Origin of the sequence: Sphingobium sp. PAMC28499 (assembly GCF_004795815.1) — a bacterium.
GTDB lineage: Bacteria > Pseudomonadota > Alphaproteobacteria > Sphingomonadales > Sphingomonadaceae > Sphingobium > Sphingobium yanoikuyae.
In genome coordinates this window covers 3,568,411-3,585,139 of record NZ_CP039248.1, presented here as the reverse complement: position 1 = coordinate 3,585,139, position 16,729 = coordinate 3,568,411, and the positions used below count along the sequence as shown (strand labels likewise).

General features: G+C 65.3%; 14 protein-coding genes, 1 other RNA gene and 1 other annotated feature. Of the genes, 9 read left to right on the top strand and 6 right to left on the bottom strand.

Annotated features, from left to right (window positions below):
- The first annotated feature begins 80 nt into the window (after positions 1 to 80).
- Positions 81 to 1,835, top strand: a complete 1,755-nt coding sequence (locus E5554_RS17105; protein WP_136187527.1) for a chloride channel protein — start codon at positions 81 to 83, stop codon at positions 1,833 to 1,835.
- 66 nt (positions 1,836 to 1,901) lie between these two features.
- Positions 1,902 to 1,957, top strand: a sequence feature (sul1 is cis-regulatory element that is thought to sense ions involved in sulfur or methionine metabolism; They are found in Alphaproteobacteria).
- Positions 1,958 to 2,021: 64 nt separating this feature from the next.
- On the top strand, positions 2,022 to 3,512 hold the full coding sequence (locus tag E5554_RS17100; RefSeq protein WP_136187526.1) for a SulP family inorganic anion transporter: 1,491 nt from the start codon (positions 2,022 to 2,024) through the stop codon (positions 3,510 to 3,512).
- Positions 3,513 to 3,583: 71 nt separating this feature from the next.
- On the opposite strand, the gene E5554_RS17095 is transcribed toward E5554_RS17100, so the two are convergent.
- The 3 genes from E5554_RS17095 to rnr form a co-directional block, all read right to left on the bottom strand.
- On the bottom strand, positions 3,584 to 4,174 hold the full coding sequence (locus E5554_RS17095) for an aminodeoxychorismate/anthranilate synthase component II (protein WP_007708936.1): 591 nt from the start codon (positions 4,172 to 4,174) through the stop codon (positions 3,584 to 3,586).
- A 59-nt stretch (positions 4,175 to 4,233) separates the two neighbouring features.
- The gene (locus E5554_RS17090) at positions 4,234 to 4,524 is read right to left on the bottom strand and encodes a hypothetical protein (protein ID WP_234792173.1); all 291 of its coding nucleotides are present in this window, start codon (positions 4,522 to 4,524) and stop codon (positions 4,234 to 4,236) included.
- 206 nt (positions 4,525 to 4,730) lie between these two features.
- Positions 4,731 to 7,058, bottom strand: a complete 2,328-nt coding sequence (gene rnr / locus E5554_RS17085; protein ID WP_136187525.1) for a ribonuclease R — start codon at positions 7,056 to 7,058, stop codon at positions 4,731 to 4,733.
- Between the two features lie 76 nt (positions 7,059 to 7,134).
- Here rnr and E5554_RS17080 point away from each other — a divergent pair, with 76 nt between their 5' ends.
- From E5554_RS17080 to E5554_RS17070, 3 genes are all read left to right on the top strand, one after another.
- On the top strand, positions 7,135 to 7,539 hold the full coding sequence (locus E5554_RS17080) for a cupin domain-containing protein (protein ID WP_247594293.1): 405 nt from the start codon (positions 7,135 to 7,137) through the stop codon (positions 7,537 to 7,539).
- A gap of 174 nt (positions 7,540 to 7,713) precedes the next feature.
- Positions 7,714 to 9,111, top strand: coding sequence for an aldehyde dehydrogenase family protein (locus E5554_RS17075; RefSeq protein WP_136187523.1), 1,398 nt, complete (start codon positions 7,714 to 7,716; stop codon positions 9,109 to 9,111).
- A gap of 16 nt (positions 9,112 to 9,127) precedes the next feature.
- Positions 9,128 to 9,469, top strand: a complete 342-nt coding sequence (locus tag E5554_RS17070) for a gamma-glutamylcyclotransferase family protein (protein ID WP_136187522.1) — start codon at positions 9,128 to 9,130, stop codon at positions 9,467 to 9,469.
- Here E5554_RS17070 and E5554_RS17065 read toward each other — a convergent pair whose 3' ends face one another.
- Genes E5554_RS17065 through E5554_RS17055 form a run of 3 tightly spaced genes read right to left on the bottom strand, consistent with a single transcriptional unit; the run spans position 9,470 to position 10,917 of the window.
- Positions 9,470 to 9,853 (bottom strand): type II toxin-antitoxin system VapC family toxin, encoded by a 384-nt coding sequence (locus tag E5554_RS17065; protein ID WP_136187521.1) that lies wholly within the window; start codon positions 9,851 to 9,853, stop codon positions 9,470 to 9,472.
- The gene (locus E5554_RS17060) at positions 9,850 to 10,101 is read right to left on the bottom strand and encodes a type II toxin-antitoxin system prevent-host-death family antitoxin (RefSeq protein ID WP_136187520.1); all 252 of its coding nucleotides are present in this window, start codon (positions 10,099 to 10,101) and stop codon (positions 9,850 to 9,852) included. Before E5554_RS17060 ends, E5554_RS17065 begins: the two co-directional genes overlap by 4 nt.
- 51 nt (positions 10,102 to 10,152) lie before the next feature.
- Complete coding sequence (locus tag E5554_RS17055) at positions 10,153 to 10,917, bottom strand: NRDE family protein (RefSeq protein WP_136187519.1); 765 nt, start codon at positions 10,915 to 10,917, stop codon at positions 10,153 to 10,155.
- A gap of 24 nt (positions 10,918 to 10,941) precedes the next feature.
- On the opposite strand from E5554_RS17055, the gene ssrA reads away from it, so the two are divergent.
- The 4 genes from ssrA to E5554_RS17035 all read left to right on the top strand — a co-directional run bounded on the left by ssrA (position 10,942) and on the right by E5554_RS17035 (position 16,675).
- Positions 10,942 to 11,296, top strand: a transfer-messenger RNA (tmRNA) gene (gene ssrA / locus E5554_RS17050).
- Between the two features lie 298 nt (positions 11,297 to 11,594).
- A complete protein-coding gene (locus tag E5554_RS17045; RefSeq protein ID WP_004207460.1) occupies positions 11,595 to 11,975 on the top strand; it encodes a hypothetical protein in 381 nt (126 codons plus the stop codon).
- Between the two features lie 253 nt (positions 11,976 to 12,228).
- The gene (locus E5554_RS17040; protein ID WP_136187518.1) at positions 12,229 to 13,884 is read left to right on the top strand and encodes a hypothetical protein; all 1,656 of its coding nucleotides are present in this window, start codon (positions 12,229 to 12,231) and stop codon (positions 13,882 to 13,884) included.
- A gap of 91 nt (positions 13,885 to 13,975) precedes the next feature.
- Complete coding sequence (locus tag E5554_RS17035) at positions 13,976 to 16,675, top strand: TonB-dependent receptor (RefSeq protein WP_136187517.1); 2,700 nt, start codon at positions 13,976 to 13,978, stop codon at positions 16,673 to 16,675.
- Positions 16,676 to 16,729 lie beyond the last annotated feature (54 nt).

Sequence of the window (16,729 nt, the reverse complement as noted above, 5' to 3'; positions counted from 1 at the left end):
TTGCCCGCCAATTGGAATTTTGTTGCGTGGTCCGGCAATTGGCTTGACGCGGGCGCCAAAGGGGCGTTGTCGGGAAAGCCATGCGCCGTTCCTGGTCGACCCTGTTCTGGAGCCTTGCCATCCGCCAGCGCCGCCGGCTGCGCGAGAGCGAGGCGGCCTTCATCCTGCTCGCCGTGCTGGCGGGCGTGGCGGCGGGGGTGATCACCAACCTGTTGCAGCTGATGGCGCACGGCGTTCAGGAACTGCTTTATGGCGTCAGCATCAACCGGCTGAGCGCGTTGGGCGAGATCCGCCATCCCTGGCGGCTGCTGGGCCTGCCGCTGGGCGGGCTGGCGCTGGTGTTGCTGGCGCGGCTGCTGCGCCGGCGGCAACGGCCGCTGATCGACGTGGTGGAGGCCAATGCGCTGCATGGCGGGCGCATCCCGATGGCCGACAATCTGGTCATCGCCGGGCAGACGGTCTTGTCAAACGGGGCAGGCGCCTCGGTTGGGCTGGAGGCGGCCTATGCGCAGATGGGCGGCGGCGTTGCGTCGCTGCTGGGCCAATGGCTAAAGCTGCGGCGCAATGATCTGCGCACCCTGGTCGGCGCGGGCGCGGGGGCAGGCGTGGGCGCGGCCTTCGGCGCGCCGCTGGCCGGCGCCTTCTATGCGTTCGAGATCGTGATCGGCCATTATACGCCGGCCGCGATCGCGCCGGTTGTGGCAGCGGCCTTGAGCGCGGCCTTCGTGACCCGCGCGCTGGGCGTCGAACCCTGGCTGATCGCGACCACGGCGGACCGGATATTGGGGACGGCGGACTATCTTCTCTACGCGCTGCTGGGCCTGCTCTGCGCGGGGCTGGGCATCCTCATCATGCGGATGGTGACCTTTGCCGAGCTGCGGGTGCAGGGCTGGACCTGGCCGGGGCGGTGGCGGCCGGTGATCGGCGGCGTGCTGCTGATGCCGCTCGCCTGGTTGACGCCGCAGACCTTGTCGGCCGGGCATGGCGCACTGCACCTCAACCTCATCCTGCTGCCCGACTGGACCGTGCTGCTGATGATCCTGTGCCTCAAGATCGCGGCGTCGGTGATTTCCCTGAGCTTCGGCTTTCGCGGCGGGCTGTTCTTCGCGTCCTTGTTCCTGGGGTCGCTGGTGGGGCAGATTTTCGCGCAGATCGTCGACCTTGTCGGGATCGGCTGGTCGCTCGACCCCAATGATGCGGCGCTGGTCGGGATGGCAGCGCTGAGCGTCGCGATCGTCGGCGGGCCGATGACGCTAGGCTTGCTGATGCTGGAGACGACCCATGATTTCCAGCTGATGGGCGTGGTGCTGACCGCGTCGCTGCTGTCGAGCGCGGTGACGCGGGAAATGTTCGGTTACTCCTTCTCCACCTGGCGGCTGCATCTGCGCGGATCGACCATCCGCAGCCCGCGGGACATTGGCTGGGTGATGAACCTGACCGCCGGGCGGATGATGCGGCGCGACTGGGTGTCGGTGCCCGATACGATGAACATTGGCCAGTTTCGTGCGCTGGTGCCGCTGGGGTCGGCGAGCAAGGCGATCATGATCGACGGCGCGGGCGGCTATCGCGGCATCGTGCCGACGGCAGCCGCCTATCGCCCCGAACTGGCGGAGGATGCACCGATCGCGCCGCTGGCAACGATGGCCGATATTGCGCTGCGCGCCGACGCGGATATCCGCGCGATCCTGCCGCTGTTCGACAAGGCGGCGGCGGACGAGCTGGCGGTGGTGGACGAAAGCGGGCTGGTGCTGGGCGTGCTGACCGAGAAACATGCGCGGCGGCGCTATTTCGAGGAGATCGAGAGTTCGCAGCGGGCGCTGTTCGGGGAAGGGTAGAGGAGGGGCGCGCGGGCCGGCGCGGGCTTGCATTGGCGGGGCAGGGCTGTAGAAGGCGGCCATTCGCATGGACCCGGTGAAATTCCGGGTGGCTATTCCGGCCGCCGATCCGCCGGACAACATCACACATGATTATCGAACGCGCGCCCGGAGCCGGCGCCATGTGCATTGATGTGGATTTTCGACATGACCCAATTTTTCAGCCGCTATCGCCGCCAATGGTTCAGCGACGCCCGGACGGCGCGCCATGACATCATGGCCGGCATCGTCGTCGCGCTCGCCCTGATCCCCGAAGCGATCGGCTTCTCCATCATCGCCGGGGTTGATCCGCGCGTCGGCCTCTATGCCTCGGTGGCGATTGCCATCACCATCGCGCTGATCGGCGGGCGACCGGGGATGATTTCTGCCGCGACCGCCGCCGTCGCTGTGCTGGTCGGGCCGCTGGTGCGCGAGCATGGCGTCGAATATCTGTTTGCCGCGACGATCCTGATGGGCGTGGTGCAGATCATCGCCGGGTTGCTGCGGCTCGACCTGCTGATGCAGTTCGTGTCGCGATCGGTCATCACCGGCTTCGTCAATGCGCTGGCGATCCTGATCTTCATGGCGCAACTGCCGCAGCTCACCAATGTCGGCTGGCAGACCTATGCGATGGTGCTGGGGGGCCTCGCCATCATCTATCTCTTCCCCCGGATCACCAAGGCGGTGCCGGCGCCGCTGGTGGCGATCGCGCTGCTGAGCGCGCTGTCGATCGGCCTTGGCCTGCCGGTCCATACCGTTGGCGACATGGGGCGGCTGCCTGAGGGGCTGCCGAGCCTTGCCCTGCCGCAGGTGCCGCTGACCTGGGAGACGCTGCGCATCATCCTGCCCTATTCGGTGACGATGGCGGCAGTCGGCCTGCTCGAATCGCTGCTGACTGCGCAGATCGTCGACGACATGACCGATAGCGACAGCGACAAGCAGCGCGAATGCATGGGGCAGGGCGGGGCGAATATCGTCGCGTCCCTGTTTGGCGGCATGGGCGGCTGCGCGATGATCGGCCAGTCGGTGATCAACGTCACCTCGGGCGGACGCGGGCGGCTGTCGACCTTCGTCGCTGGCGCCTTCCTGCTGTTCCTGCTGGCGGTGCTGGGGCCGTGGGTCGGGCGCATCCCGATGCCGGCGCTGGTCGCGGTGATGGTGATGGTGTCGATCGGCACCTTCAGCTGGGCCTCGATCGCCAATCTGCGGCGCCATCCGCCGACCTCCTCGGCCGTCATGCTGGCGACGGTGGTGGTCGTGGTGGCGACCCGCGACCTGTCGCTGGGCGTGCTGACCGGCGTGCTGCTGTCGGGCATATTCTTCGCTGCCAAGGTGCAGCGCATGTTCGCGGTGGAGCGCAGCGAGGCCGATGGTCGGGCGACCTACCGCGTCACCGGCCAGATCTTCTTCGCCTCGGTCGATCGCTTCACCCGCGCCTTCACGGGCGAGGAAAGCGCGACCCATGTGCTGATCGACGTGTCGGGCGCGCATTTCTGGGATATTTCGGGCGTCGGCGCGCTCGACAAGATCATCGCCCGGCTGCGGCGCGAAGGGCGCATGGTCGAAGTGGTCGGCTATAACCGAGCGAGCGCCGACATCGTCGACCGCTTCGCCCTGCACGACAAGATTGGGGTGGAGACGGGGGCGGTGCCGCACTGACATGCGGCCTGCCCCGCCGTCATCCTGACGGAAGTCGGGATGGCGTAGAAGAGTGAAGCGGCGGAGGTGCTTTACGCCGCTTCGCGCTCGCGGACCGGGATGCCGGCGATCTTCATGAAATTGGCCAGCATGTCATGGCCATGTTCGGTCGCGATGCTTTCCGGGTGGAACTGGACCGAGTGGATCGGCAGGGTCGCGTGGCGGAAGCCCATGACCGATCCGTCCTCGCTGGTCGCGTTGACCACCAGGTCGGCCGGAATATCCTCGACGATCAGCGAGTGATAGCGGGTCGCGGTGAAGGGCGAGGGGAGGCCGGCGAACAGGCCGGTGCCGTCATGGCGCACCGGCGATGTCTTGCCGTGCATCAGCCCGCCGCGCACCACCTTGCCGCCAAAATGCTGGCCGATCGCCTGATGGCCCAGGCACACGCCGAGCAGCGGTGCGCCGGCATCGGCGCAGGCCGCGACCAGATCCAGGCTGACACCCGCCTCATTGGGGGTGCAGGGACCGGGCGACAGCAGGAAGGCCTTGGCCCCGCTCGACAGGGCCTGGCCCGCCGAGATGGCGTCGTTGCGCACGACCTCTACCTTGGCCCCCAGTTCCATCAGATAATGGACCAGGTTCCAGGTGAAGCTGTCATAATTGTCGATGACGAGGATCATGGGACACAGCCTATAGGCGCGGATGACGATGGGGGGAAGGGGGCGAACAACGCCTGATCTTAGTGGACTAACATGTAAATTGCCCCTGGCGCGGCGAGCAAGCATATGACTGACCAGTGCTTCCAGGTCAGGCGATCGATTTTTCTGAAAGCCAAGCCCGCCGCGAACGCCAATGTGCCAAACACCAAAAGGGCGCTTCGCAGAAGAATGGCATCGCCAGAGTCCGCCAGGATGCTGAGGACGATGGCTGAACAGGCAGCCATGAAGGCGCTGAGAAACAGACAGCCGACGACCATGATACGTATCATGGAATCCCAAGCCTGAGCTTGCGCATATTCGTTTGGCTTCATGCAGTCTGACTACACATAATTGATGGCACGGAAAAGCAGACCGCTATCATTTGACTTTCGTCATTCCCGCGAAAGCGGGAAACCATCACCGGACCTCGCGGCTGGGGTTATGGTGGGAGATGGATCCCCGCCTTCGCGGGGATGACGGTAAAAAAAAGGCTGGCATGACCGAGTAAAAGGGGGCGGCAGCGCTCCACCGCTATCCCCTATCGTTTCTTGTGCTTGCCCCGGCTGCTGCCGATGTGGCGGATGTTGGTGGGGCGGCCGCGGTGGATTTTCGGGCGGGTGCGGTCGCGTTTGAGCGGGCTGCCGCGCGGGGCCGGATTGTCGGGCAGCTCGAAGCGCAGCGCGCCGTTGATCGGATCGGCTTCGGCGAGGCGCAGTTCAAGCCGCTGGCCCACCGTATAGCGGTCGCCGCTTTCGACGCCCTGCAGCGCCTTGCCCGCTTCGTCGAAGAAGAAATGCTCGGCGCCCAGCGTCGATACGGGCACGAGGCCGTCGCCGCCCAGTCCCTCGACCGTGGCGAAGAAGCCGAAATTCTGGACCCCGGTGATCCGCGCCTTCACCACTTCGCCGACATGGGCCGACAGGAAGGCGGCGACATAGCGGTCGATCGTCTCGCGCTCCGCCTCCATCGCGCGGCGTTCATGGCCCGAGATCATCTCGCCGACCCGGCCCATATTCTCATAATCCTCCTGGCTAAGGGAGGAGCGATCGGGGATCGCCCTGTCCTTGGGCGCGGGCAGTTCGAGATCATAGGCGCCGACCAACGCGCGATGGACCAGCAGGTCGGCATAGCGGCGGATGGGCGAGGTGAAATGGGCGTAGCTGCCCAGCGCCAGGCCGAAATGGCCCATATTCTGCGGCGCATAATAGGCCTGGGTCTGGGAGCGCAGGATCTGGGTCATGATCTGCTCCTTCTCCTCCGACTCGCCGACCTTCTTGATCAGCTGGTTGAAGGTGGACGGGCGGATCACCTGGCCGAGCGCGAAGTCGATGTCGAAGGTGGCGAGATATTCCTTGAGCGCGACCAGCTTGTCGCGGCCCGGCGTTTCATGGACGCGATACATGACCGGCGCCTTCTTCGCCTCCAGCGCCTTGGCGGCGGCGACGTTGGCGGCGATCATATAATCCTCGATCAGCATATGGGCGTCGAGCCGTTCGCGCACCGCGACGCTGACGATCTTGCCCCATTCGTCGAGGACCACCCGCCGTTCGGGCAGGTCGAGCGCGAGCGGATCGCGCTTTTCGCGGGCCTTGCGCAGCAGCGCCCAGCAGGCCCAGAGGGGCTTAAGGGCCGGTTCGAGCAACTCATTATCCTGCTCGCCATCGATCGCGGCCTGCGCATTTTCATAGGCGAGGACGGCGGCGACGCGGATGATGGCGCGGGAGAAGCGGAAGCTCTTCACCTTGCCCTGCGCGTCGATCACCAGATGGCAGGCCATGGCGGCGCGGTCCTGCCCGGCGCGCAGCGAACACATGTCGGACGAGAGCTGGTGCGGCAGCATCGGCACGACCAGATCGGGGAAATAGACGCTGTTGCCGCGCTTGCGCGCCTCACGGTCAAGCGCGCTGCCGGGGCGGACATAATAGCTGACATCGGCGATCGCGACGATCGCCTTGAAGCCGCCTTCATTGGCCGGGTCTTCGTCCGGCGCGGCCCAGACGGCATCGTCATGGTCGCGGGCATCGACCGGGTCGATCGCGACGATCGGCAAATGGCGCAGATCCTCGCGCTTGTCCTCATGCAACGGCAGCTTCGACGCGGCGACCGCTTCCTCCTCCACCGCTTCGGGGAAGACATGGGGGATGCCATGCTTGTGGATCGCGATCAGGCTGAAGCTGCGCGGGGCGAAGGGATCGCCGAGAATGTCGGTGACGCGTGCGCTGATCCGTGGCGGGCGGCCGGTCGGCTCGGCCAGGACCAGGTCGCCCTTCTTCGCGGTGCCGATGTCGCTGATCGGCGTATCCTTGCGGATGCGCTTGTCGACCGGGCGCAGCCACAGCTTGCCGTCGGCCATTTCCTCGACCACGCCGAGCAGCATCTCGGTCGATTTGGCGAGCTTCTTCATCGGATGGGCGAGCCAGCCCTTGCCCGCTTCCTCGGTGCGGGCGAGGATGCGGTCGCCGATCGTCAGCGCGCTTGAACGAGACTTGGGCTTGCCGCGTTCGACCACGCGGATGCGCGGCGCGGGCTGGCCTTCGGCCTCCCAGCGTTCGGGGGTGGCGATCAGGGTGGTGTCGTCGACATCGACGATGCGCAGCACCGTCACCTTGGGCACGCCGCCCATCTTGTGGAAGGCGCGGGCCGGTCCGATGTCGAGCAGGCCTTCGTCCGCCATGTCCTTGAGCAGCGCCTTCAAGGCGATCTTTTCCTGCCCCTTGAGGCCGAACGCCTTGGCGATTTCGCGCTTGCCGGCCGGGGTGTCGGACTCGGTGATGAAGTCCATCACCTGCTGCCGGGTGGGGAACCCGGCGGGACGGACTTTCGCGCGGGCCGGGGCCGCCTTCTTCTGCTTCTGGGTCGATGCCATGGCTCCGCTATAGGGGGCAGGGGGCATGGGCGCCAGTGGCATGGCGGGATGGGGGTGGCGGATCGTTGGGACGGGCATGACGATATTGCTTCTCCCCCTGTTGCTCGCTGCCGCGCCTGATGCCCCGATCACGCCGATGGATAAGGCCAATGCCGAACATTATGTCTGGGGCGGCAGCAATGACGGCTGGCATCTGGTGGAGCGCGACGAGATGTCGGTGATCCAGGAACGGATCGTGCCGGGTGGGGCGGAAGTGCGCCATTATCATCGGCGGGCCCGGCAATTCTTCTATGTCCTGTCGGGCGAACTGACGCTGGAGGCGGGCGGGGTGACCCATGTGCTCAAAGCGGGTCAGGGGCTGGAAGTGCCGCCGGGCGTGCCGCACCGGGCGCAGAACAGGAGCGGTGCGCCGGTCGATTTCCTGGTCAATTCGACGCCCAAAAGCCATGGCGACCGGGTCGACGCGCTGGCGGAAAAATAGGAAATCCCCCGCTTAACTTCGCATATTTCCTGCACATTCTGATATTTTGGAACAATTGTTGGAAATCTTGTTGCGGGATCGGGGAGGGGGCTGTCCGGGAAGCGAGTGCATGGCATGGCGACATTCTAGCCTGTCGGGCTGGCTGTAGGACAGGCTTGGCGGTAGAGGGGCGGGATGCAGCTTCTTATCGATGGTGAACTGGTCGATGGCGCGCGCGCGATCGACCTTGTCAATCCGGCGGACGGGCAGGTCTTTGCCGCCGCGCCCTGTGCCGATACGGCGCAGGTGGAGCGGGCGGTGGCGGCCGGGCAGCGGGCCTTTGCCGGCTGGCGCGCGCTGGACTTTGCCGAACGTGGTGCGCGGATTGCGGCGCTGGCCGATGCGCTGGAGGGCCGGGCCGAGGATTTCGCCGCGCGGCTGACGCAGGAGCAGGGCAAGCCGCTGGCTGAGGCGCGGGGCGAGATAGAGGGGGCGGTGGCGGCGCTGCGCTATCATGCCGGGCTGCGGCTGGAGCCGGTGGTGCTCAAGGATAGCGCGACCGAGCGCGTGGTCGAGCAGCGCCATCCGCTGGGCGTGGTCGCGGCGATCGTGCCGTGGAATTATCCGCTGCTGCTGCTGGCGCTCAAACTCGCGCCGGCGCTGATCGCGGGCAATTGCGTGATCGCCAAGCCCGCGCCGACGACGCCGCTGACGACATTGATGCTGGGCGCGCTGGCGGCCGACATCTTCCCCGCCGGGGTGGTGCAGATGCTGGGCGATGCCGGCGATGTCGGGCCGATGCTGACCGCGCATCCGGGGATCGCTCATGTCAGCTTCACCGGATCGACCGCGACCGGGCGACGGGTGATGGCGGCGGCGGCCGACACGGTGAAGCGCTTCACGCTGGAACTGGGCGGCAATGATCCGGCGATCCTGCTGGACGATGCCGATGTCGCGGCGGTGGCGCCGATCCTGTTCGACGGGGCGATGGGCAATGCCGGGCAGGTCTGCCTGGGCGTCAAGCGCATCTATGCGCCGCGCGCGCTGATGCCGGCGCTGGGCGCGGCGCTGGTCGAATGCGCGGAGCGGGCGGTGGTCGGCGACGGGCGGGCGGCCGGCACAACGATCGGCCCGGTGCAGAATAGGGCGCAATATGCGCGGCTGGTCGATCTGTTGGCGGAGACGCGGGCGCAGGGGCGGGTGCTGCATGGCGGTGAGGCGATCGAGGGGGAAGGCTATTATATTGCGCCGACCATCGTCACCGACCTGCCCGACGCGACGCGGCTGGTGCGCGAGGAGCAGTTTGGGCCGATCATCCCGCTGCTCGCCTATGATGACGAGGCGGAACTGGTCCGCCGGGTGAATGATGGCCCCTATGGGCTGGGCGCGTCGGTATGGACGGCCGATGCGGCGCGCGGGCAGGCGATGGCGGCGCGGATCGACAGCGGGCTGGTCTGGGTCAACCGGCTGTTCGACCTGCCCTTCGACGTGCCCATCGGCGGTGCCAAGCAATCGGGCATTGGCCGGCACCAGGGGCTGGCCGGGGTGGAGGAATTCACCCAGATCCGCATCGTCAACGCGGCCCTGGGCTGAACGGAGGAGCGCGCAGATGACCGAGATATTGCTCTTTTCCTATGGCACGCTGCGGCTGGCAGAGGTGCAGAGGGCGCTGTTCGGCCGGCTGGTGCAGGGCGAGCCGGATGCGATGCTAGGCTATCGCCAGCGCATGATCGAGATCAGCGACCCGGACGTGATAGCCAAGAGCGGCACGCGCTGGCACCCGATGGTCGAGCCGAGCGACGATCCCGAGGATGCGGTGGAAGGGACGCTGTTCCGCCTGACGGAAGCGGATGTCGCCAGCGCCGACGCCTATGAGGTCGATTATGTCCGGCGCGAAGTGCTGCTGCGGTCGGGGCGGCGGGCCTTTGTCTATGGGGACAAGGGGGCATGATCAGGTGGCGCTGACGATGTCGGTGCGCGCGAAATCTTCGCCGATGAAGAGCAGGGGGCAATCGCGCTCCCGCGCCAGCGCATAGCCGAAGCAGTCGCCGAAATTGAGCGCGGCGGGATGAAGGCCCTTGCCCCATTGCGTGTAGGCAGCGGCAACCCGGCGGGCGTCTTCGGGGGTGACCGGGACAACCTCCACACCGAGGCCGTTGATCAACGTGGCGGCTTCCGTTCCGACGGCGCGGCGATCGGCGACGATCAGCGTTTCCGCCAGCGTGCCCGCTGACATCAGCAAAATCTCGCTTCCCGCGATCGCGGAGATGCAGCGGTCCGCTTCGGGCTCGTCGAGCAGGATCGCCATGATCGCCGACGTGTCGATGACGATCATTCGGGCAGGCCCGTCTCACCATAGAGAAAGTTCTGGCTGCGGGCGGCGTCCGGCCCGGCCGCGGGGCGCGCGGCCGCGCGCAATTTTTCCATCAGCGCGCGTCGGCTGGCACCGTCAACAGGTTGGCGGATCGGGACAAGGCGGACGGCGGCCTGGCCATGGCGGGTCAGGATGACCTCGTCTCCGGCTTCTGCGCGGCGGACGAGATCGGTCAACTGGCCCTTTGCTTCTGAGACCGAAATGCGCATCGAAAAGCTCCTGATGAATGGGTCTGAATATGGACCATTACATGGACCAAATCAAGATTTCGGCCAATGGAACGGGATGCGGCTGTCGCCCGTGATCTGGCCTTCCGCGTCGAATCGGCGTTCCAGCGCTAGGCCGGTGCCGTCGGGCGCGATGGCGAGGATGCTGCTGCAGCGTGTGCCATAGATGGGGTTGCGGATGAAGATGGGGGAGAGGGGCGGCTCCAGCGGGGCGTCGGACGGTGTGGCCGGGGCGATACCGGTGTCCGGCAGGGTCTCGCGGCGCAGGGCGCCGAACAGGTCTTCGGGATCGATTGCGCCGGCGACCAGCCATTGCAGCATCGCCTCCTTGAGCGCGAGTGTCTTGGGCCAGGGCTGGTCGAGCGGGCCGTTGGAGAGGCCATAGAGGCCGGGCGCGAGCAGGCTGCGCTGGGGTTCGGGGCGATTGGTGAGGAAGACGAGCCGGTCGCGGTCGGCGAGCAGCAGGTTGAACGGGTTGAAATCGTCGAGCGCCGCCGCATGGGGATCGGCATAGGTGCCGCTGCCGGTCAGCAGGTCGGTCACCAGCGCGCCGCGTGAGGCGCGGTCGGGCAGGGGATCGCCATAGCCGCGCAAATTGGTGATGACGGCGGCCCGGCCATCCTCGTCCGCGCCGAGCCAGGTGCCGCCCGATTGCAGGTCGCGCCCGGCGATCAGGCCCGGCCGGTCGTCCCAGCGCGCCATCGCGGCGGCGGGACGGGCATGATATTCGTCGCGATTGCCGATCAGGACGAGCTGCCAGCGCGGGTGCGCCCGCCAGGCCAGTGCCACGATACACATAATGCCGCCTCCATCCTGCAACACCGGCTTGATAAATGGCGCGGCCGCCGCCATATAGGGGGTGCCGGGCTCGCCCGGCTATGGTGATAAATCGTGTCGTATAATAGACGCAGCGGACCCGGGGGCAGTACCCGGCGGTTCCACCACATGTCCCGGAAGACCTTTGGTCTGGCGGGGCGTCTGATGGGGCCGAACTAGGATCGACGTGTGTTCAAAGGCGATGCTTTTACCCGGCCCGTGTAAGCCGTTAAACTGTGCAAAACTCACAAGTGCCAACGATAACGAAGCACTCGCCATTGCAGCGTAATTGAGGGCCTCACGGCCTGACATTACTCTAAAATAGCGCGGTTGAACCCACCGGGCAACAGAAGGGAATTCAGCGGCCCCCGGAGGCGCCGGGCAACAGAAGCCTCCGGACCCAATCCATCGACGATGTTTTTTCAGGCCACGCCGCTTGCGGCGCATGGCCTTTTTGCGCGTCCATGATGCGATTCGAATCGGGTGAAATTTGCATGTCGCATTCGATTTCACTTTTATGACATTGATGTGAAAAACGCATAAGGCGCTGAAATTACGCCGATATAAAATGGAATCGGCGCCCATGCCTGATCTTGTGTCGATGTCATCAAGATGAAATAATTCCGGCTATGTTGGAAAGTTTTTTTCGGAGAAAATCGATGTTCAAGGCAGCGGCAGTTGCGGGCTTTCTTCTGGCTTCGGCAGTGCCGGCCATGGCATCGGCGGCGGATGACGTGATCGTCAGCGTCGTGCCGGATGCGGGTCTGGCCGCGTCGGCGCTGCTCGCCCATGATTTCGACAAGGCCGCGCGCAAGCTGCAGGCGGTCTGGCCCGACACCATCAACGATCCGGCGCGCCTGATCAACCTGGGCAATGCCTATGCGGGCATGGGCCGCACCAGCGATGCGCGCGAGGCCTATGCTGCGGTTGCGCGCGTGCCCGACATGACGCTGGTGCTGGCCGACGGCAGCGAGGAATCCTCGCGCTCGATCGCGCAGCGCGCTTCGGCCCGCCTGAATACGAGCTATGCGATGCGCTGAACGCCCTGTTTCAGTGGCTCGCGCAGGGGCGTCGTCCGGTGGACGGCGCCCCTTTCTGTTGGCTGTGGCGGTTGGGCCACTGTCTTTGAACTGTAATTTTACAGACCCCGATATGTCATAAAAGGAAAATGAGGCTGTCATTTACCGCGCCTACCTGCCGCTTCCGAGGGCGACAGGGGGCGTTGTCCGATTCGCTTTTCCCCCTTGCGCTCCGCATCGCAACAAACCCGGCAGAAGCCGGAGCGGAGACGACATGGCCAAGATCAACCGTATCCATAATATCCTGATGGCGGGCTGCGCCTGCGCGGCGCTGGCTGCCTGCGGCGCGGACGATATCGCTTCGCCCGGCACCGGCGGCGACGTCATCATCAATCCGACGCCGACCCCCACGCCGACGCCGACGCCCACGCCGACCCCGGCCGCCGTTACCCCGGCTGCGGGCTGCCCGACGATCGCCGACCCCAAGGGTCTGACCGACGAGGGCACCATTTCCAGCGCGAACGGTGATGCCTGGCGCGTCTGCACGCTGCCTTCGATCATCGCCAAGAGCATCACCCTGCCCAAGATCGCAGGCCTGGTCTATCAGATGAAGGGCCGCGTCGACGTCGGCTGCGACAGCGGCTTCGCTGCGCCCACCGCCTCGGCACCCGTCACCAGCTCGACCGTGGGCTGCACCACCGCCAACGGCTTCACGCTGGTCGGTGGCCAACTGACCGCCGACACCAACGTCACTCTGACCATCGAGCCGGGCGTCATCGTCTATGGCGGCACCGGCACGAGCTGGCTGGCCGTCAACCGCGGCAACAAGATCAACGCCGTCGGCACCGCCAGCGCGCCGATCATCTTCACCAGCCGCGACAATATCAACGGCAACTCGACTGAAAACTCGATGGGCCAGTGGGGCGGCGTCGTGCTGATGGGCCGTGCGCGCGTCACCGACTGCAACAGCGGCGGTTCCGTTGGCGCAGACACTTGCGAGCGCCAGACCGAAGGTTCGGCCGATCCGGCCGTCTATGGTGGTCGTGACGACACCTATAATGCGGGCACGATGAAATATGTGCAGATCCGCTATTCGGGCTATGTTCTGGGTTCCAACTCGGAGCTGCAGGCGCTGACGACCGAAGGCACCGGCAGCGCCACCACGCTGGACTATATCCAGAGCTTCAACAGCTCGGACGACGGCGCGGAATTCTTCGGCGGCACGGTCCACATGAAGCATTATATCGCCACCGGCGCGGATGACGACAGCCTCGACGCCGACACCGGCATCCAGGGCCGCTTCCAATATGTGCTGATCGTGCAGCGTCCGGGCCAGGGCGACGCGCTGATGGAAGTCGACAGCAATGGTCTGGAAAGCGATACCCCGCGCCAGAACACCATCGTCGCCAACTTCACCGCGATCCAGTCGCAGGTCAGCAGCAACAACGAAGCCAATGACCAGGCATCGATCCTGAACCGCGGCAACAGCGACCTGTCGCTGGTGAACGGCATCGTCGTGTCGCCGAACAACGAGTGCGTCCGCCTGCATGGCACCGGCACTGCCGCGACCCGCGCCACGCTGACCGCTCGTTCGGTGCTGATGCAGTGCAACGCGACCAAGTATATCGGTTCGGGCAGCGGCGCGACCGCCTACACCGCCGCCGATGTCGCCGCGATCTTCAGCGGCAACAACAACAATGATGCCTACACGGCCTCGCTGAGCGCGGTGTTCATCAACGGTGCGGCCGAAACCGCCGCCACCGCGATCGACGCCAAGACGCTGGACAGCTTCTTCGACACGACGACCTATGTCGGCGCGGTCAAGGACGCCAACGACACCTGGTTCGCCGGCTGGACCTGCAACTCGGCCTACGCGCCGTTTGACAGCACCAGCACCGCGCGCCGCGCCTGCACCTCGATCCCGCTCTAAGACGGGACGGACCTGATGCGGGGCGGGACGCGGCCATGATCGGCCGCATCCCGCCCCGAAACGTGCAATGACCTTATCTAGGGGATATTCGATGGCGACGCCGCTCAAGTTCGCGGGCCTGCTGCTGCTTTCCACTGCGCTGGTCGCGCCGGCCGCGCTGGCCCAGGAAGTGCCCGCGCCCGCCGATGCCACCACGTCCGACCCGCAGGCGGCCGATCCTGCTGCCGCTGCCGGTCGTTCGACCGCCGAGGATCCGGAGGCGGCGCCCGACATTTCGGTCCCCGGTTCCGACATCATCGTCACCGGCCGCCGCAGTGCCAACGTCCAGAAGAATATTCCGGCGGTGGTTTCGGTCCTGTCTTCCGCCGATATCGCCCGGACGGGCGACGGCAACATTGCCGGCGCGCTGGGCCGCGTCACCGGCCTGTCGGTGGTCGGCAACGGCTATGTCTATGTCCGAGGCCTGGGCGATCGCTATTCGCTCGCGCTGCTGAACGGTTCGCCGCTGCCCAGCCCCGAGCCGCTCAAGCGCGTCGTGCCGCTGGACCTGTTCCCGACGAACATCGTCTCGTCCTCGATGGTGCAGAAGAGCTATTCGGCCAATTATCCCGGCGAGTTCGGCGGCGGCGTCATCAACCTGACGACCAATGCGGTGCCGGCGGAAAGCTTCCTGACGGTCAGCGGCGGTATCGGTGCCAACACCGAAACCACCTATCAGATGGGCTATAGCTATTATGGCAGCAAGAGCGACTGGACCGGCTTCGACAATGGCAGCCGCGACATTCCGCCGGCGCTCGCCGCCTTCTTCGCCAGCGGCGAACGGATCAGCTCGGGCAATGTCGATACCACCGCGATCGCGGCGGAAATGGTGCGCTTCAGCAAGGGCACCGTCCAGCGCATCAAGGATATCGACCCCAATTATTCGGCGACCATTTCGGGCGGCACCTCGTTCGACCTGGGCGGTTCGACCCTGGGGCTGATCGCCACCGCGGGCTACAGCAACAAGTGGACCACGCGCGACCAGCGTCAGCAAAATTCGATCACGCCCGACCTGTCGGCGCTCAATTCGGATTTCCAGCGCGTCACCACCGACAATCGCATCGTCGTCAACGGCCTGCTGGGCCTGGGCCTGGAGTTTGGCGACAACAAGATCCGCTGGACCAACCTCTATATCCGCGACACGCTCAAGCACACCCGCATGGGCCTGGGCAACACCCAGACCCAGCCGACGTCGGACATCATGGAGCAGGATACCGCTTGGTATGAGCGCCAACTGATCGACACGCAGGTGGTGGGCGAGTTCAAGCTGAGCCCGGCGTTCAGCCTGGACGTGCGCGGCGGCTTCGCCAATTCGCAGCGCGAAGCCCCCTATGAATTGTCGTTCGAATATATCCGCACCAATGCGGCGGCCGACCCCTATGGCAATCTGTTCGTCAACCGTCTGAACGGCAATACCGGCCAGACCGCGACGGTCAGCTTCTCCGACCTCAACGAGGATCTGTGGTCGGGCGGCGCGGACCTGACCTGGAAGCCGTCGGCCGACATGGCGCTGACCGCCGGCTATGCCTATGTCGACACCAACCGCACCAGCTCGCGCCGCGACTTCCAGTTCCGCGCGTCGAGCGACATGCCCGAAGGCGTGGGCGTGCTGCGCCCCGACCTGCTGCTGGCACCGGGCATCGTCAACGCTTATGACATTGCCCTGATCGAGACCAACGAAGGCAATCCCGCCTTCCGCGCGACGCTCAAGAACCATGCCGGCTATGGCAAGCTGAACTGGCAGATACTGGACGACCTGTCACTCGACGCGGGCGTGCGTTATGAAACGGCCAAGCTCAATGTGTCGCCACTGCAGGTGTTCAGCACGCCGGGCGCTGGCACGGCCTCGACCCAGCTCGACAATAATTACTGGCTGCCCAGCGGCACGCTGACCTGGCAGATGCGCGACGACATGCAGGTGCGCCTGAACGCGTCGAAGACCATTGCCCGGCCGCAGTTCCGCGAGTTGATCTATCAGTTCTATTTCGACCCGGACACCAACCGTCGCTATCAGGGCAACCCCTATCTGCAGGACAGCAAGCTGTTCAACGCGGAAGCGCGCTATGAATGGTATTTCGCGCGGGATCAGCGCTTTACGCTGTCGGGCTTCTACAAGACGATCGACAATCCGATCGAAACCTTCATCTCGCTTAACAGCGACGCGTTCATCACCAGCTTCGCCAATGCGCCCAAGGCCGACCTCTATGGCGGCGAAGTCGAACTGCAGAAATATTTCGACCTGTCGTCCATGTCTGACAGCGCGTTCTTCTCGACCCGCCGTCTGGTGACGATCGCCAACTATACCTACACCAAGTCGAAGCTGAAGGTGAAGGAAGGCGATACGACCGCCGTGTTCGGCGCGTCGTCGACGCTGGCGACCGACTATTTCCGCAACGGTTCGCCGCTGACGGGCCAGTCGGACCATCTGGTCAACTTCCAGTTCGGCCTGGAAGATCAGGACAAGCTGTCGCAGCAGACGCTGATCCTGTCCTATGCCAGCAAGCGCGTGACCAGCCGTGGCCTGGCCAACCAGGACCAGCCGGACGTCTATGAACATCCCGGCATCAACCTGGACTTCGTGGCGCGCCAGGGCGTCTATGTCGCAGGGCGCCAGTTCGACGCCAAGTTCGAGGTGCGCAACATCCTGGGCAACGACTATGAGGAAAGCCAGTCGAACGGCACCAACAAGGTCATCTACAATGCCTATAATTATGGCACGACCTTCAACTTCTCGCTTTCGACGACCTTCTGACGTCAGGCACAGCCGAAACGGAAAGGGCGCCCGATCGGGCGCCCTTTTGCGTTG

Bases quoted from the DNA above. Each gene is read 5' to 3' on its own strand.
- E5554_RS17105 (WP_136187527.1), top strand. From the start codon at position 81: ATGCGCCGTTCCTGGTCGACCCTGTTCTGGAGCCTTGCCATCCGCCAG.
- E5554_RS17100 (WP_136187526.1), top strand. From the start codon at position 2,022: ATGACCCAATTTTTCAGCCGCTATCGCCGCCAATGGTTCAGCGACGCC.
- E5554_RS17095 (WP_007708936.1), bottom strand. From the start codon at position 4,174: ATGATCCTCGTCATCGACAATTATGACAGCTTCACCTGGAACCTGGTC.
- E5554_RS17090 (WP_234792173.1), bottom strand. From the start codon at position 4,524: ATGAAGCCAAACGAATATGCGCAAGCTCAGGCTTGGGATTCCATGATA.
- rnr (WP_136187525.1), bottom strand. From the start codon at position 7,058: ATGGCATCGACCCAGAAGCAGAAGAAGGCGGCCCCGGCCCGCGCGAAA.
- E5554_RS17080 (WP_247594293.1), top strand. From the start codon at position 7,135: ATGACGATATTGCTTCTCCCCCTGTTGCTCGCTGCCGCGCCTGATGCC.
- E5554_RS17075 (WP_136187523.1), top strand. From the start codon at position 7,714: ATGCAGCTTCTTATCGATGGTGAACTGGTCGATGGCGCGCGCGCGATC.
- E5554_RS17070 (WP_136187522.1), top strand. From the start codon at position 9,128: ATGACCGAGATATTGCTCTTTTCCTATGGCACGCTGCGGCTGGCAGAG.
- E5554_RS17065 (WP_136187521.1), bottom strand. From the start codon at position 9,853: ATGATCGTCATCGACACGTCGGCGATCATGGCGATCCTGCTCGACGAG.
- E5554_RS17060 (WP_136187520.1), bottom strand. From the start codon at position 10,101: ATGCGCATTTCGGTCTCAGAAGCAAAGGGCCAGTTGACCGATCTCGTC.
- E5554_RS17055 (WP_136187519.1), bottom strand. From the start codon at position 10,917: ATGTGTATCGTGGCACTGGCCTGGCGGGCGCACCCGCGCTGGCAGCTC.
- E5554_RS17045 (WP_004207460.1), top strand. From the start codon at position 11,595: ATGTTCAAGGCAGCGGCAGTTGCGGGCTTTCTTCTGGCTTCGGCAGTG.
- E5554_RS17040 (WP_136187518.1), top strand. From the start codon at position 12,229: ATGGCCAAGATCAACCGTATCCATAATATCCTGATGGCGGGCTGCGCC.
- E5554_RS17035 (WP_136187517.1), top strand. From the start codon at position 13,976: ATGGCGACGCCGCTCAAGTTCGCGGGCCTGCTGCTGCTTTCCACTGCG.